The organism is Salinivibrio socompensis S35 (genome assembly GCF_000513715.1).
Lineage (GTDB): Bacteria > Pseudomonadota > Gammaproteobacteria > Enterobacterales > Vibrionaceae > Salinivibrio > Salinivibrio socompensis.
This window is the reverse complement of record NZ_AQOD01000085.1, coordinates 1-14659: the sequence shown is the minus strand read 5'-3', so window position 1 is coordinate 14659 and position 14659 is coordinate 1. Positions and strand designations below refer to the sequence as shown.

Below are 14659 nucleotides of genomic sequence, written 5' to 3'. Positions count from 1 at the left end.
GTATCTACGCTATAGTCGCAACCCGATGTACTTGGCGATGATATTGATCATTGTTGCCGCGGGCTCTATTTTAATGCGCTATGGTGCTGGGGAATGATCCCGGCATTTATGGCTTACCTATCCGCTACCTTTATCCCCGCCGAAGAGTTTCGCTTATCGAGCCAATGGCCCGATGAGTTTGAGGCCTACAAAGCACAAGTGCGCCGCTGGATTTAAGATTAGATAAAGTAATCTTAAATATAATAAAGAATCGGGGTGAGGGAGGTAAACTCCGATTGCTTACCCTCTCTGCAAAGCCTATCATTCCCACACCTTAAACAAGATTATCTTTGAGGTTATGTCCTTAATCTCAATCTTGTTTTGTTTTTCAACGTTTATTTCGCATAATAATTTTTAGGAGTGTTGGTATGTCCTCGGCAATGCCTATGGGCAAGCTATTGCTATTGATCGTGATGTTGGCGGCGGTAGGGCAAATGACCCAAACCATGTATGTGCCTTCCATCGGTGTGATGGCGACGGACTTTGCGGTGTCACCGTCACGGCTACAAGCGGTGATGGCCTGCTATTTGATTCCGTACGGATTATCGCAGTTCATTTATGGTGCGGTGTCTGATCGAGTAGGGCGTAAACCCGTGATATTAGCCGGCCTAGTATTATTTTTAGTAGGCACCGGTGTCACCTTATTGGTGAGCTCATTTAACGGCTTTTTGATCGGCAGTGTGGTGCAAGGCGCTGGCATTGGTTGTGGCGGTGCTATGGCGCGCACACTCCCGCGTGACTGTTTTTCTGGCGCGAAGCTACATCGCGCGAATAGCCTGGTCAGTATGTGGCTGATTTTCTCTCCTTTACTCGCACCGCTGCTTGGGGGCTTTTTAACCGAAACACTAAACTGGCGCGCGAGCTACTTTTTCTTGCTATTACTGGGCATTGCCGTGTACGCCATTATGACGCTGCGATTTACCGAAACATTGCCACGTGAATCACGTCAACCTGGTCACTTTGGTGCACGTTACCGCCATGTGCTTGGCTCACGTCGCTTTCGAGGTTATTTGCTGTGCTTAGTGACCGTATTTGCCGGGGTATCACTCTTTGAAGCGGCTGCCGGTGTGATCATGTCCGATGCCATGGCGTTATCACCGCGTATCATTAGCTTGCTTTTTGTGGTGCCGCTGCCTGCCTATTTAGTGGGGGCGGGGTTATCCAGCCGATTCGCCGACAATTTAGGCTATTATGCCACGTTGGCGCTAGGTAGTGTCCTCGCACTGATGGGCGCAGGGCTGATTGCCTTACCTGGCCTGATGGGTGACGTGTCGCTTTATGCATTGATTGGCGGTGGTTGTGTCTACTTTGCCGGTGCTGGCATTCTGTTTCCTGCTGCAAGCACCGGTGCGATCAGCCCGTTTCCGCACCATGCCGGAACGGCTGGCGCGATTTTAGGCGGCACACAAAACCTCTTGGCAGGGGTGGTCACGCTGGTGGCCAGTCAGTTAGGCGTAGCCAGTCAACTCTCACTCGGGGCGATCATGCTGATACTTGGCACGCTTGCCACGATGGGGCTACTCATCAGCTACCACGCAGAAACCCATGGCGATGATCATGCTTCGCTCACCGCGCATTAATGGTTCAAGGGTCCTTGAGTCACCCGCGCGAGATACAACAACGGCAGCGAAAAGGCTGCCGTTACTGTTTGATTGGTATACCATCGACAAGATGTCATATTAGTAACCAAAAAAGAATAGGGATCTTAATGCAACTGCTTTCCGTTGCGGTTCCAAAGCATATGGCAGAATTTATTATCGGCATCACGGCTGATCAGCATGCGCGCGAACACGGGGTTAAGCACTTCGTCGCCGGCCAGTCCAATTTGCACTTCTGCACACTGAGATAAATCAATATCAGCGCCCACGTGTTCAGGCCAGTCACTGTTAACCTCGACCACAATCGCACCGCCTTCGTCTTCAAAACGCGATTCAAAAACCAGTAAATCGTCATGCTCCAAGTTATCGGGCGCCATTTCGGCAAAAATCTCAAACGCGGTCTCGATCATATCCTCTAAGTTAAGCAGGTTGTGTTGCGTCATAATTATCTCTCTTTGGGTGTGCATGTCGGCACTATAGCACGCACTAAACGGTATCTCAGCTTTCGCACATGTTAAGAATGCGGCATCACTCCAGAGATTTGGTTTGGAAAACTAGAGCCATACATCGGCAGCGCCTATGGTGATTATCACCGAGAGTGACTAAAATGGACGCAGAACCGTTGTTAGAACGTTGATTTGTGTATGCAGATGACCAACAATAGCGCGCCTGTTCAACCGTGTGTAAAAGTCGTGACTCCGTTGCATTCTCGAACTGCGTATTTGCCCGAACCCGATCGCGCGCGCCATTCCAATCTGAATTTATCCCCGTGATGATCAAAGCGGTCAAACAGTTGCGTGCTCTGCTTGGCAATCGGCTTCATAGTGTCTATGTCAGTGGCGATCTGGTCTGGCGTCGTGCAGTAGTCAAAGAAACCGTGTTATCACTGACCGTGGTGTGCCAACAGGCGTTAACGCTTGACCAATCCAATGCGTTAAATACCTTGTTGTGGCGATTGAAAACCAGCCACAGCAAAGTGATCAGTGATTGTCATATCGATATAGTGACAGTGTCACATGTAAGCGATCTATCACAAGTCTTCCACTGGGGCTTCTTTTTTAAGCACAGAGCCATTTGCCTGTATGGACAAGATCTCTCCCTCAGTTTTGGTTTGTTCGAAGCCAGTTGGGAAGTGGCAAAAGCCATGAATCCTGACGTGTCCGAAAAGCTCGCGCGTGCCAAGCAAAAGGTGACCGTCGCAACAACCTGGAATACCCAGCTCAATGTCGCACAATCGATTGCGGATACCTTAATCCGTGCTGCTTTCGGATTAGTTATGCATAAAGAAGCACGCTGGAGTGAATCATTAGAAGAGTGCGCCGAGGCATTTATCGAACATTATCCTGCCCAACAAACCGCAATTGAGCGACTTTTTATACTACTAGAACGTAAACCTGTAAAAAAACGTGCTGTTATGACCCTCCTCAATGACTTTGGCGATTGGTTGATCAAAGAATATGCCCGTATTGACTTTAAAATTGGTTAACAGGCATCAAGGGCAATAATATGCCTTAAGGTCGATTATTTTTGAGCTTATTCTGTGAGCTAACCCGCCTCATTCCCTACAAATGAGTAACAGAATCTGATCTTGGTCAATAAAATGGTGTAACAAACTTTTCACAAAAGAGAGTTTGTTGAACTATGAAACCAGAAAAGGGCATGGCGAATCGACTTTTATGATGTATTTATTCAGTATTTATGACTAAATAATTATTTACATCAGGCGTGTGATTCGATAATCTCCGTGTCATATAGTCACAGTAAGTGAATGATTAATCGACAATGTGGTTAGTTTTTGCTGTGAGATAAATAAAAATTCAGGATTCAGACGTATGCAAAAAACTGACACACTCTCCAAGAAGGCACCTTCGACGAGAAATATTCTGATGTTCGCCATCCCATCACTGCTTGGGTTGCTGTTTTTCATGACTCCCATCACTTTCGGGGATAGTGTCACCATTCCCATTGCGGTGATGGCCAGCACTGTGTTGGACTTGTTAGGTAATAGTGCAACCGCGGTCGTCACTGCCTTAGTGGTGTTGAGTGCCGTTGTTTCAGTATTGGTTACCCTGACCAAACCTGCGGTGATCACCCGTCATGGCTTCCTTAACGGATTATTTAATGTATCGCCCATTTGGTTGACCACCCGTGTGTTTGGAGCGATTTTCGTCATCATGGCGTTTTACGGGCTAGGCTCTCCGGTGATCATGGGCGAAACCACGGGCGCGTTTGTTCTGAATGAATTGCTACCCACCTTACTTTCAGTATTTATTTTTGCCGGCTTATTGTTACCACTGTTGACCAGCTTTGGCTTGCTTGAATTATTGGGCGCGGTGTTCACCAAAGTCATGCGCCCACTGTTTGGTTTGCCAGGTCGCTCGGCCGTTGATTGTGCCGCGTCTTGGTTGGGCGATGGCAGTGTCGGTATATTGATGACCAGCAAACAATATGAGCAGGGCTTTTACACCCAGCGTGAAGCGGCGGTTGTCGGCACCACCTTCTCAGCGGTATCGATCAGCTTTAGCTTGGTGGTGATTGCACAAGTTGATTTGATGCACATGTTTACCTGGTTCTACCTCACCGTGTGCTTGGCCGGTATTGTCGCGGCGATTGTGGTACCACGTTTACCGCCATTGTGCTGGAAAAATGATGCCCTAATTGATAACTCTGAGCGTCAAGGTGATGAAGAAACCCTACCAGAAGGGCATTCCACGTTAAGCTACGGTTTGCATTGTGCCCTTAGCCGCGCAGAGAAAATCCGCTCGGTGAACAGTGTGCTCAAAGAGGCTCCCAAACGCCGTCGACATGGTATTAGGTGTCTTGCCGGTTGTGATGGCAATCGGGACCGCGGCACTGATGGTGGCAGAGTATACCGACGTCTTTAGTATTCTCGGCGCGCCGTTTGTGCCTCTGCTTGAATTGCTGCACATTCCTGATGCGGTAAAAGCCTCGGAGACCATGGTGATTGGCTTTGCCGATATGTTTATCCCAGCCATTCTTGCGGCAGACATTGAAAGCGAAATGACTCGCTTTGTGATTGCAACCGTGTCGGTCACTCAGCTTATTTATATCTCAGAAGTGGGGGCACTACTGCTAGGCAGTAAAATCCCGGTAAAACTGTGGGAGCTGTTCGTGATCTTTATTTTGCGTACCTTGGTGACGCTGCCGGTTGTCGCAGGTATCGCACACCTGATTTTTTAGCGGATTGTTTATTCGCGCCAGCGGGAAAGTTCAGGCTGTGGCGTTCATACAATAGACGTTCAATATTAATACTGCGCCTCACTCTGAAAAGGGTGAGGCGTTTTTTTATGCGCTAGCGCTGGGCACAATAGCGCAGCACTTGGTATGCTAGCCACACAGTTTGTTGACCATATAGAGTGTGCTAATGGCACCTAAAAACAGGGAGACGGGATGAAAATTGTGACACTGCACGGCTTATACATGCACGGCATCTTTTTGATCCCTCTGTGTGAGCGGCTGGAAAAACAGGGCCATCAGGTGCTGAACCTGTCGTACAATACTCTGAACCCAGATTTCGATGAGATTAACGCTAAAATTGATGCGTTTATAGGTCAAGCGCCCGCGATTCTGATTGGTCACTCAATGGGTGGCTGATTATCCGACGTTACCTCGAGCGCCAAACTGATCGCCTCTCTCCCTGCATGACAAATATTCGCGCTGTGATCACCTTAGGCACCCCGCATCAAGGCGCTCAACTCGCCCGTGTGTTTGGCGATTTAGGTTGGGGTGGCTGGCTATTTCAACGCAGCGAACACCTGTTGATTCCAGATACCGTCAACCCTTGGGTTGGCCTGCCACCGCTGCACAGCCTCGCCGGCGATTGTCCCTTCGGCCCCGCAGCCATGCTATTAAAAAAACAAGTCTGTGATGGCACCGTGCTGGTCGAAGAAACTAAAATCGACGGCATGACTAGCCATGATGTCTATCCGGTCACCCACATCGCCTTACTATTCTCGCGTCGAGTGAGCGATAAAGTGATTGCTATTATTGATGATTACTCAGTGCTTACTAGAACGGCCACAGAATCAGCGAATTAGTTGCATGGTACTCTCAATTAACAAGATGTGGAGGCGATTCCTTTTTAGACATAATAGTATCCATTTTATGTCTTTAATCTGTATAATGGATACTATTATGTCTAATATGGTTTTTTTATGCGTTATTCACTCCTTGACGACACTGACGTTAGCCAAGCGTATGCAGAGCACTTACGCACTTTGCGCAAACAAGCAAAGCTATCACGTGCTGCGTTGGCCGAGCGCAGTTGTGTGCCTGCATCAACCATTAAGAAGTTTGAGCTGACAGGGCAAATTTCATTTCGCCAATTACTGCTTCTTTGGCAGACGCTCGATTCGTTGGATCGGCTCTATCAGTTGACTCAACCTGATAAAGGACGAAGTGCTTTGCCAAGTAGTATTGATGAGGTGTTAAAAGATGAGTTTTAAACCGACTCAAAAACTGAGCGTCGTTCGCACCCTAAGCACAGGCGAGCGTGTACCCGTCGGTACGCTAGCGCAAAACCGTCAGGGCGTTTTTTTTCAATATGACGGCGCAAATATCCACCGGCAGTCAATACAGTACAGGCCGTTTACATATGCATAGTGTATGCGGGTTACTTGATGCGGATTATAGAACCCCAAGTCTTGACTATATTGACTTGGTTAAAGCAAGCCGTCAGTTATGTAAATCGCCTGCAGCAGGACAACTTCAATTTCGCCGAGCCATATTTAATCTTCTGGCGTCTAATCAGGACGATCACAGCAAGAATTGGGCTTTTTTACAGTTGGATAATAACCAATGGCAGCTAGCACCTTTTTACGATGTTACCTATAGTCCACATCCGTTCAATGAACACGCGACGGCGTTTGGTGGTCATGGTAACGCACCACCGGTTAACCTCATGCAAAAATTCGCAGCCAGTGCAGGCTTTGCTAACTGGAACGATGCGAAACACGTGATCCAAGAGGTATCTGAAGCACTTGGCCAGTTTACACACCTTGCATCTCAACTTGGTGTGACTAAAAAGACAGTCTCTGAGATAAATAAAACGCTCAACCAGCGAAGGATAGAAAATGCACCTCTCTTGAACTAGAGTAGTTGCACGGTGCTAAAAAAGCCCCTTTATTTATAAACTCAAGGGGCACAAGTTATTTGGTTGGATGGCTAACTAATTTCTCTTAACATTCTGACTAATCGCCTCTTCAGTCCAGAGTTGTCTAGTAATCAAAACAAAGGCTCTTCATTGGCGAGCCACTTGGCGACAAAGCTGCCATCAGGATCGTATTGCGCGGCTTGCTTGTCGAGATTAAATCGACGGCTGCCGCGTGGGTCTGCGCCTACGCCTGCCAAATATTGCCAATTGCCATAGTTGGCCGCCACATCAAAATCAATCAGCTGCTGCTCAAAATACGCCGCGCCATAACGCCAATCGACCCCAAGCTCGTGAATTAAACAGCTAGCGACTAATTGGCGGCTGCGGTTTGAGATCCACCCGGTGTGCTTTAACTGGCGCATCGCCGCATTCACAATCGGGAAATCGGTACTGCCTTCTCGCCATGCCATAAACGCCTCAGCATAAAACGTGGTGAGCGGACGTTTATTGGCAATGCCTTTGAAGCGGAAAAAGCGTGCACCGTAGTGATACAGCATCCACTGGAAGTATTCGCGCCACAGCAACTCAAAATATAACCAGTAGGTGGATTCGTTCTGCTCGACATTGCGCTCATAGCGGCCTAACTCCGCGGCCACCCAACGTACCGATAAACAACCGTTGGCTAGCCACGCCGATAAACGGGAAGAAAAATCCCACCCATCAAGGCCATTACGCGTTTCTTTATAACGCTGCACCCGATGCGTGTCCCATAAAAAATGATTCAACTGGGCGCGACCAGCAATTTCACCACCTTGATACGGGGCGATCCGACGGTCCGATAGCGGCGCAGGCTCAGATTTAATGCCCTCCAGCGGGGGCGGTAATGACTCCGGTACAGGCAACGGTAAGCGCGGTTGTATCCCTTTCTTTTCTACCGCTTTACGAAACTGGGTAAACGTTGGTGGGATCTCAGGTAAATCGAATGGTAACTGGTGCTGGGTAAATAGGGTATGCGCATCAGACACCACCACCCGCTGAGGAAAACGGCTAACCAAGGTATCCACCTGCTGGCGCTCACGCGTGCCAGGGTGATCGGTCACGCCAATCAGATCAAACTCATGATCCATACAAAGGTCGGCCACCACTTCCAGTGGATTACCGGTGCGAATAATCAGCTTTTGCCCCATGGCATCAAGGGCGCGATGCAGCTCGGTCAGACTTTGCCACAAAAATGCCTCACGTTGAGGACCCAAATGTTTGCTTTGAAAATGATCCGCTCGCGACCATTTAGGATCAATAACAAACACACACGTTAGCGCATCACAACTTGAGGCTAAATTAGCGAGTGCAGGATTGTCGTGTATTCGAAGATCGTGGCGAAACCACATCAGTCCACGTTGCATACATATCTCCTTTTTCTCTTTAATACGCTGTGATGTCGATATCGGATTGCTCACCCAGTGTGGCTGCTTAGCGATTAAACAGCCACACTGTCACCAAGGTGGTAGACATTTCCACAGATATCGCCGGTGGAGAGGGCGTGTCTACGGTATCACTTAGATTTGCCGCTGGCGCTGCGCCACCATGCCAATAAATACAAAGGTGGCCACCAAACCAGTAAACAGCCAATGTTCCGGCCAGCCATGCATTTTTGTCGCTAACCACGGCGACACCGTGATAATAAATGCTCCGTAACCAAAAGCATTGATCGCTACAAATACCAAGGTGCGAACAACAAAATGATGTCCGGTCAATAAACGGCGTAAGGTACGGTTAATATCGTTACCAAACACCACGAGGAGTGACGCCACAATCGCCACCGCAATATCATTCAGCCAGGGCGTTAACCACGCGCCAGCCTGAGAGAGCCAAGAGATTAAAATATTCATAATGATTTACACTGTGTAGAATGCAGCTAGGTTACTGATTTCTGCTGGCGACTTCCAGTGTGGACTGAGGTCGCACCCGGTTGAACCGCACCCGGTTGGATCATCGCTAGCTGGCGCGCATAAGGTAAGGAGAAAGCATGAAGATCGCATCGATCGGGCTTGGCGACATCGCCCAAAAAGCATATTTGCCCATATTGGCCAACTGGCCCGGGTTAGAGTGGGTATTGTGTAGCCGCGATAGCCAAAAGCTGGCCGCGCTCGCACAGCAATATCGGGTAACAAATACTGCTACCGATATCCATGAATGTTTGGCCCTGGGAGTGGATGGGGTCATGATCCACAGCGCAACTGACTCGCATGCGGCTTTGATTCGTCCTGCCTTGAAGCTGGGGTGCCGGTGTTTGTCGATAAACCCGTTGCCCCTTCAGGCGCGGATGTTGAAACCTTATTTAACCTGGCTGAGCAGCATCAAACGCCGTTGTTTGTTGGGTTTAATCGCCGTTACTTACCCCTATTAAATACCCACCTGAACGATCAGCGTCCCGAAGATGAACTAGGCACACCGCTATTATCGTTGCGCTGGGAAAAACACCGACACGCGCTGCCTGATGCCCCGCGCCGCTTTATTTTTGATGACTTTATTCATCCGCTCGACAGCATTAATGTGCATGGCGACATGAGTATTGACGATTTAGATGTGTTCGCACAATTTGGAGAAGGGTTACTGGGCCGATTAGATGTGCGCTGGCACCGCGATAACAGCCTGTTTGAAGCTAGCATGAACCGCCAATACGGTGCGACCAAAGAAACTATTGCCGTCGCATATCGCAATGAGTGCTATTTCTTTGATGGCTTTACCCGAGGCGAGCGTATGCAAGATAACGTCATCACCCAACTTGCACTGCCAGATTGGACTGGGATGCAAGCAAGCAAAGGGTTTGAGGCGATGCTAACCCACTGGTTTGAAGTGGTTGGCGCAGGCTGGGTAGAGACAGCACTGACTCAACGCAATGTCTCAACCCATTGGACCGCCGACGACTTGGTGGTGTACTGCGACGCACTGCGCGACAGTGACTAATCGATGCCAGCATCTTCTTTCGTGCGGTCGGGTTACACCTGCGTCGCTTCTGCAGTGGACTCGCCGGTTAAATAGGGCAGTAACAACGCGCGCACATTTAATGTGACATTGAGCTTTGCGGCCAATAAATATAACCCGGCAATTTTACGATGCAAAAACAACGCATCCGCCGGCGGCGTATGCCAATAACCTTGTTCCATACTCAGTGCCATCCCACGGTTACGTAAGCGCGTCGCTAAATCGGCTTGACCAAACGCAAACGGCGCATCCGCTGCAATGGGCTCACAGGCAGTGTTTACTAGCTCCAGCACACTGGCTTTTTGTTCCGGCAAGATATCCTCGGCAAAAAAGCCAATTTGAGTGAGCGCCGCTTCAATCCCTGCATTGTCTTTTTCAATCGCCGCTAAAAACAGCTTACGGTAACCTTCGGTAAACGTCGGCGCATACTGACGCGTAGCACCAAAATCGAGCAGCACCACACGCCCGGTGTCCGGCTGATACAAGTAGTTGGCAAAGTTAGGATCAGTTTGTACCTCTCCAAACACAAACACCTCTTCAAACAGCAATTGGAACAAACGGCTGACTACCTGCTGACGCACGACTTCTGAGGCGCGATCAAGTTGCTCTATCGGCTCGCCCTCCATAAAACTCATGGTCAGAATACGATCGGACGTGAGGGCTGAATGCACCTTAGGGACCACTAAGCCATCAGCCTCTTTCAAATGGATGCCAAACCGGGTCAGTGACTGCGCTTCTTTCAGGTAATCAGCTTCATCATGCAACTGTTGCTTAGCCTCATCAAGCAAGGCTTGGTAGTTGGCTTCTTTGGGGATCAAACCACTTAGGCGCAGTAGGGTGATCACATTATCCACATCGCTATCAATGCTGTCTTTAATGCGCGGATATTGCACCTTCACCGCCACCTTTTCACCTGGCATCGGTATAAGCCTCGTGGACTTGGCCAATTGAGGCTGAGGCAATCGGTGAGAAACGAAAATGGGCGAACTCAGCCTGCCAATTGTCTCCCAGCTGTTCATTGAGAACGGTTTTGAGCTGCGCCGGAGGCATGGGGGTGGCGTTGTTACGCAACCGCGCAAGTAAATCGCTAAGCTCTGGCGGGATCAAATCGCCGGCATCCATCGACAACAGCTGGCCCACTTTCATTGCCGCGCCGCGCAAGTCCGCCAGTTTATCCGCCACCTGGGCAATATTGGCCGGCGACATCACTAAATCTTTGCGACTCGGGCGATTCCCCTGTGCAAACTGCTTTGTGCCTTCCCACGCCACATTTGACGCCACTCGCCCCGCCAACGAGGCCAGCGCCCCAAAGCGAGACCATTTACCATGCGGAACCTTGCTGCTTTTCATAACCATCTCCTTATCACCCACTAAGTGTACGGTATAAATCAGGGAATGGTTTGGTAGAGACTTCGGTCACTCCTTTTATTCGCTGCCACGCAAGAGCATGGGAACGAGTAATGTGTGATCTTGTTCCATGAGATAACCGAAATGACTTATAAAGCGAGTAATAAATTACATACCATAGCTCCTATTTTTGGTGAGCAGTTATTCAGTTAAACTGAATTTTCAATATAGGGGTGTCAATTGTATGGCGATTTGTCGATTTAACGTGGATAAATTCACACACAATATCGAAAGTAATTTAGAGTTAATGGGGCTTCCTGTACCCAAAACAGTGTTTGGTAGTATGGCAACAATGTCAGGTGCGCTAGCGAGTATTGAAGCGGCTTTAATGACTAAAGCTGCTGATGTCTCGATTAGTGTAATTGCTAGTCGAGCTGCAGGAACAACAGTAGCAGGTGTCACAGCTTCTTTTTATGCTGGCGCGATTATTGGTTCAGCATTGAGAGCGTCAACAAGTGCGACGTCATGCAGTGGCGAAGAGCTTAAAAGAGCTTTTCAAGAGCTTGGTTTACCTTTATGGGCTGCGAATGATGCTTTACGCCAACCAAACAGCCACAACTTGTTAAGGAATCAATAATCATGAGCCGATTAAAGGATCGAACGTTATTAATCCTCGTTGCATTGGCGGCTGCGGTAGGTGCTTATGCCTTTTGGAACACGTTAGGGGAGTTCGCGTTAATAGTTTTTCCGTTAATCGCGTTATATGCCTATTTAGTCGAGCGGCCCAGGTTTAAGCAATGAGCTTTCGCGTGAATGAGTGCCATAGCAAACACCACACGACCCAATATTCGCGCGGCAGAGCTCAGTACGCTTGGCCAAGATCTCGACAAATTGGTGGGGCAATTTAAAGTCGCTTAACTGGCTGTGTCTTCGGCGTATCACGCAAAATGAACTAAAAACTAAATAAGGGCGCTTACGGCAATCGCTCTTTCGCTTTACAATGCCTATTTTAGCGGTATTATTTTCACGCAAACGTTTACGTGATTATTTTATGCTCTGCTGAGAGGGTTTCATGCTGTCTGATGTCGAAATCTGTCGTAACACCACACTGACCCCTATTTCCGCCATTGCCAAGCAAGCTGGCTTACTGGATTCCGAGTTTACAACGCAAGGCAATTACAAAGCGAAGGTCTCCCTCGATTGCTTAAAGCGTCTTACACCCAATAAAACCGGCAAACTGGTGCTGGTCACGGCGATTACTCCTACGCCGTTGGGCGAGGGGAAAACCGTGACCACCATTGGCCTGGCGCAAGGGCTAGCGAAACGCAACCAATCGGTTACCGCCTGTATTCGTCAACCCTCTATGGGCCCCGTGTTTGGGGTGAAAGGCGGCGCGGCCGGCGGCGGCTATTCGCAAGTGGCACCGATGGAAGAACTGAACCTCCATCTTACCGGTGATATTCATGCAGTGACAGCGGCGCACAATTTGGCTGCAGCGGCCATTGATGCGCGTCTTTACCACGAACAGCGTATAGGTTATGACGATTTTGAAGCGAGAAGCGGCCTAAAAGCGTTAAAAATCGACCCAAGTCGCGTGGTTTGGAAGCGGGTGATGGATCACAATGACCGTGCTTTGCGAATGGTTACCGTGGGCAAGAACGAGCCGGGCAAAACCATTAATGGCTATGAGCGTGAGGGCGGATTTGATATTTCAGCAGCTTCTGAGTTAATGGCGATTCTGGCGCTGGCAAGTGATCTTCGCGACTTGCGTCAGCGCATTAGCCGTATTGTATTGGCTTATAACCATGCCGGTGAGCCAATCACCACCGAAGATTTGCAAGTGGCGGGCGCAATGGCGGTGAGCATGAAAGAGGCGATTGAGCCACGCTGATGCAAACCCTAGAAGGGGTGCCGACACTGATTCACGCAGGCCCGTTTGCCAATATTGCCCATGGCAATTCATCGATAATTGCCGATAACATTGCTCTTAAGCTGGGTGATTATACGGTGACCGAAGGTGGCTTTGGCTCAGACATGGGATTTGAAAAGGCGTGTAATATCAAAGCACAAAGCTCAGGTAAAGCACCAGATTGTGCGGTGATTGTAGCGACGTTACGTGGTCTAAAAGCCAACTCAACGCACTATAACTTTTTACCTGGACAACCCCTACCAGACTCGCTCTTTGCAGATGATAGCGATGCTCTAACGGCAGGGTTTGAGAACCTAAAGTGGCACATCAACAACGTAAATCAATACGGTGTACCGGCGGTGGTGGCAATTAACCGCTTCCCACAAGACAGTGATGAAGAGCTTACCGCTCTAAAAGAGATGATCGAGCGTTGYCAAACCAAGTGCAAGTTGCCATCAGTGAGGGCTTTGCTCGCGGCGGTGAGGGCACCTATGAACTGGCAGAAAAAGTGATCGCTCAATGTGAAACCGACTCATCATTTTCACCTTTGTACCGCGCTCATCAAAGTTTGGAAGAAAAGCTGATGGCCGTTGCGGAAGTCGGTTATGGGGCGGGGAGCGTGACGTTAAGTGAAACTGCGAAACAGCAATTGCAACAATTTAAAGCGCAAGGGTATGACAGTCTGGCGGTCTGTTTGGCGAAAACGCCGCTGTCTGTTTCAACCAATGGCGCGATAAAAGGCGCTCCCCACGGCTTTGATGTACCGATCCGCGAGTTAAAACTGTGCGCCGGTGCTGGGTTTATCTATGCCTTATGCGGCAACGTGATGACCATGCCCGGTCTCCCGGAAAAACCGGCGTTTATGAACCTCGACCTCGATGATGAGGGTAATATTGTTGGGTTAAGTTAATGACTTAGCGCCCGAACAGAGTGCTAGGATTATTAGATGACGTTGCTCGTTTAAAGGCGAATTCAATGGATGATCAACAAATTACTGATAAAGCTATAAAGCAAGCAAAAGCAATGAAAAAAGTGATTGCCAGAAAGCTTGTTGATCATTTGCCCGAGGAGGAGGAAGCGGCTTCTGTATTTATGGCAGGGTCGCCAGGCGCAGGTAAAACGGAAGCGGCTAGAGCGATGGTGCGTGTTTTCAAGAATGAGCACGACCTGACATTGGTGCACATAGAGAACGACGAGTTAAGAAAGGAGTTTGAAGATTATCAAGGTTATAATTCGCCCTTGTTTCAGCGTCCAGCTACAATCTTGGTAGAGGCTATTCATGATCGTGCTTTGAAGCGAAGAGTAAGCTTTATTCTTGATTCAACGCTTTCCAACTTCGATAAAGCCAAAGATAATATTGAACGATCCTTGAAAAAAGGCCGCTTTGTTATGATTGTTTTTGTATATCAAGAGCCAGTGCAAGCTTGGCGGTTAGTGAAAGCGAGAGAAAGCGTTGAAGGCCGTCGTGTCCCTAGGGCGTGTTGATCTTTGCTGTACACATTTTATTCAGCAATACATCGGCAGCCACATTATAGTAAACGCCAGTGATACCATACTGGCGTAATTTCTTGCTAACTTATCATATCTCGTTGATATTGCTCGGAAGTGCTTAATCCTCGCGAAAGCATTCTCAACTAAATGTCGATACTTATAGAGACACCAATCCAT

At 48.8% G+C, this 14659-nt stretch carries 13 protein-coding genes and 5 pseudogenes; 13 read left to right on the top strand and 5 right to left on the bottom strand.

Going from position 1 to position 14659, the window contains the following annotated elements:
* The first annotated feature begins 93 nt into the window (after positions 1 to 93).
* Both DZ54_RS26775 and emrD read left to right on the top strand, forming a co-directional pair.
* On the top strand, positions 94 to 216 hold the full coding sequence (locus DZ54_RS26775) for a hypothetical protein (protein ID WP_276202019.1): 123 nt from the start codon (positions 94 to 96) through the stop codon (positions 214 to 216).
* A 191-nt stretch (positions 217 to 407) separates the two neighbouring features.
* Positions 408 to 1619, top strand: a complete 1212-nt coding sequence (emrD, locus tag DZ54_RS0110200; protein ID WP_025673994.1) for a multidrug efflux MFS transporter EmrD — start codon at positions 408 to 410, stop codon at positions 1617 to 1619.
* Positions 1620 to 1744: 125 nt separating this feature from the next.
* Here emrD and DZ54_RS0110195 read toward each other — a convergent pair whose 3' ends face one another.
* Positions 1745 to 2080 carry an HI1450 family dsDNA-mimic protein gene (locus tag DZ54_RS0110195; protein WP_025673993.1) on the bottom strand — a complete coding sequence of 112 codons (336 nt, stop codon included), beginning with the start codon at positions 2078 to 2080 and terminating at the stop codon, positions 1745 to 1747.
* Positions 2081 to 2409: 329 nt separating this feature from the next.
* On the opposite strand from DZ54_RS0110195, the gene DZ54_RS0110190 reads away from it, so the two are divergent.
* The 6 genes and pseudogenes from DZ54_RS0110190 to DZ54_RS20730 all read left to right on the top strand — a co-directional run.
* Positions 2410 to 3123 (top strand): hypothetical protein, encoded by a 714-nt coding sequence (locus DZ54_RS0110190; RefSeq protein ID WP_051415994.1) that lies wholly within the window; start codon positions 2410 to 2412, stop codon positions 3121 to 3123.
* A 346-nt stretch (positions 3124 to 3469) separates the two neighbouring features.
* Positions 3470 to 4838 (top strand): annotated as a pseudogene (locus DZ54_RS20740) (YjiH family protein).
* A 210-nt stretch (positions 4839 to 5048) separates the two neighbouring features.
* Positions 5049 to 5252 carry an esterase/lipase family protein gene (locus DZ54_RS26015; protein ID WP_051415993.1) on the top strand — a complete coding sequence of 68 codons (204 nt, stop codon included), beginning with the start codon at positions 5049 to 5051 and terminating at the stop codon, positions 5250 to 5252.
* A 47-nt stretch (positions 5253 to 5299) separates the two neighbouring features.
* A complete protein-coding gene (locus DZ54_RS26010) occupies positions 5300 to 5695 on the top strand; it encodes a hypothetical protein (protein ID WP_051415992.1) in 396 nt (131 codons plus the stop codon).
* Between the two features lie 117 nt (positions 5696 to 5812).
* Positions 5813 to 6103: a helix-turn-helix domain-containing protein gene (locus tag DZ54_RS0110175; protein WP_025673991.1), complete on the top strand. Its 291-nt coding sequence runs from the start codon at positions 5813 to 5815 to the stop codon at positions 6101 to 6103.
* A gap of 128 nt (positions 6104 to 6231) precedes the next feature.
* Positions 6232 to 6750: pseudogene (locus DZ54_RS20730) on the top strand (type II toxin-antitoxin system HipA family toxin); the annotation flags it as partial.
* A gap of 131 nt (positions 6751 to 6881) precedes the next feature.
* On the opposite strand, the gene DZ54_RS0110165 reads toward DZ54_RS20730, so the two are convergent.
* Both DZ54_RS0110165 and DZ54_RS0110160 read right to left on the bottom strand, forming a co-directional pair.
* Positions 6882 to 8153, bottom strand: coding sequence for a DASH family cryptochrome (locus tag DZ54_RS0110165; protein ID WP_025673990.1), 1272 nt, complete (start codon positions 8151 to 8153; stop codon positions 6882 to 6884).
* Positions 8154 to 8306: 153 nt separating this feature from the next.
* On the bottom strand, positions 8307 to 8639 hold the full coding sequence (locus tag DZ54_RS0110160) for a DUF3392 domain-containing protein (protein ID WP_025673989.1): 333 nt from the start codon (positions 8637 to 8639) through the stop codon (positions 8307 to 8309).
* Positions 8640 to 8776: 137 nt separating this feature from the next.
* Here DZ54_RS0110160 and DZ54_RS27460 point away from each other — a divergent pair.
* A pseudogene (locus DZ54_RS27460) lies at positions 8777 to 9019 on the top strand (Gfo/Idh/MocA family oxidoreductase); the annotation flags it as partial.
* A 17-nt stretch (positions 9020 to 9036) separates the two neighbouring features.
* Positions 9037 to 9717 carry a Gfo/Idh/MocA family oxidoreductase gene (locus DZ54_RS20725; RefSeq protein WP_420804851.1) on the top strand — a complete coding sequence of 227 codons (681 nt, stop codon included), beginning with the start codon at positions 9037 to 9039 and terminating at the stop codon, positions 9715 to 9717.
* A gap of 32 nt (positions 9718 to 9749) precedes the next feature.
* On the opposite strand, the pseudogene DZ54_RS20720 reads toward DZ54_RS20725, so the two are convergent.
* Positions 9750 to 11091, bottom strand: a pseudogene (locus tag DZ54_RS20720) (ABC1 kinase family protein).
* Positions 11092 to 11347: 256 nt separating this feature from the next.
* On the opposite strand from DZ54_RS20720, the gene DZ54_RS0110145 reads away from it, so the two are divergent.
* From DZ54_RS0110145 to DZ54_RS20710, 3 genes and pseudogenes are all read left to right on the top strand, one after another.
* Positions 11348 to 11719 (top strand): hypothetical protein, encoded by a 372-nt coding sequence (locus DZ54_RS0110145; protein WP_128080497.1) that lies wholly within the window; start codon positions 11348 to 11350, stop codon positions 11717 to 11719.
* Positions 11720 to 12154: 435 nt separating this feature from the next.
* A pseudogene (locus tag DZ54_RS20715) lies at positions 12155 to 13901 on the top strand (formate--tetrahydrofolate ligase).
* A gap of 65 nt (positions 13902 to 13966) precedes the next feature.
* On the top strand, positions 13967 to 14476 hold the full coding sequence (locus DZ54_RS20710; protein ID WP_081721643.1) for a zeta toxin family protein: 510 nt from the start codon (positions 13967 to 13969) through the stop codon (positions 14474 to 14476).
* Between the two features lie 21 nt (positions 14477 to 14497).
* On the opposite strand, the gene DZ54_RS24175 is transcribed toward DZ54_RS20710, so the two are convergent.
* A partial coding sequence (locus DZ54_RS24175) for a transposase (protein ID WP_164831576.1) occupies positions 14498 to 14659 on the bottom strand: 162 nt, incomplete at its 5' end.

Coding starts and splice junctions, on each gene's coding strand:
- DZ54_RS0110175 (WP_025673991.1), top strand. CDS start 5,813: ATGCGTTATTCACTCCTTGACGACACTGACGTTAGCCAAGCGTATGCA.
- emrD (WP_025673994.1), top strand. CDS start 408: ATGTCCTCGGCAATGCCTATGGGCAAGCTATTGCTATTGATCGTGATG.
- DZ54_RS0110165 (WP_025673990.1), bottom strand. CDS start 8,153: ATGCAACGTGGACTGATGTGGTTTCGCCACGATCTTCGAATACACGAC.
- DZ54_RS0110195 (WP_025673993.1), bottom strand. CDS start 2,080: ATGACGCAACACAACCTGCTTAACTTAGAGGATATGATCGAGACCGCG.
- DZ54_RS0110190 (WP_051415994.1), top strand. CDS start 2,410: ATGATCAAAGCGGTCAAACAGTTGCGTGCTCTGCTTGGCAATCGGCTT.
- DZ54_RS0110160 (WP_025673989.1), bottom strand. CDS start 8,639: ATGAATATTTTAATCTCTTGGCTCTCTCAGGCTGGCGCGTGGTTAACG.
- DZ54_RS26010 (WP_051415992.1), top strand. CDS start 5,300: ATGACAAATATTCGCGCTGTGATCACCTTAGGCACCCCGCATCAAGGC.
- DZ54_RS26015 (WP_051415993.1), top strand. CDS start 5,049: ATGAAAATTGTGACACTGCACGGCTTATACATGCACGGCATCTTTTTG.
- DZ54_RS20710 (WP_081721643.1), top strand. CDS start 13,967: ATGGATGATCAACAAATTACTGATAAAGCTATAAAGCAAGCAAAAGCA.
- DZ54_RS26775 (WP_276202019.1), top strand. CDS start 94: ATGATCCCGGCATTTATGGCTTACCTATCCGCTACCTTTATCCCCGCC.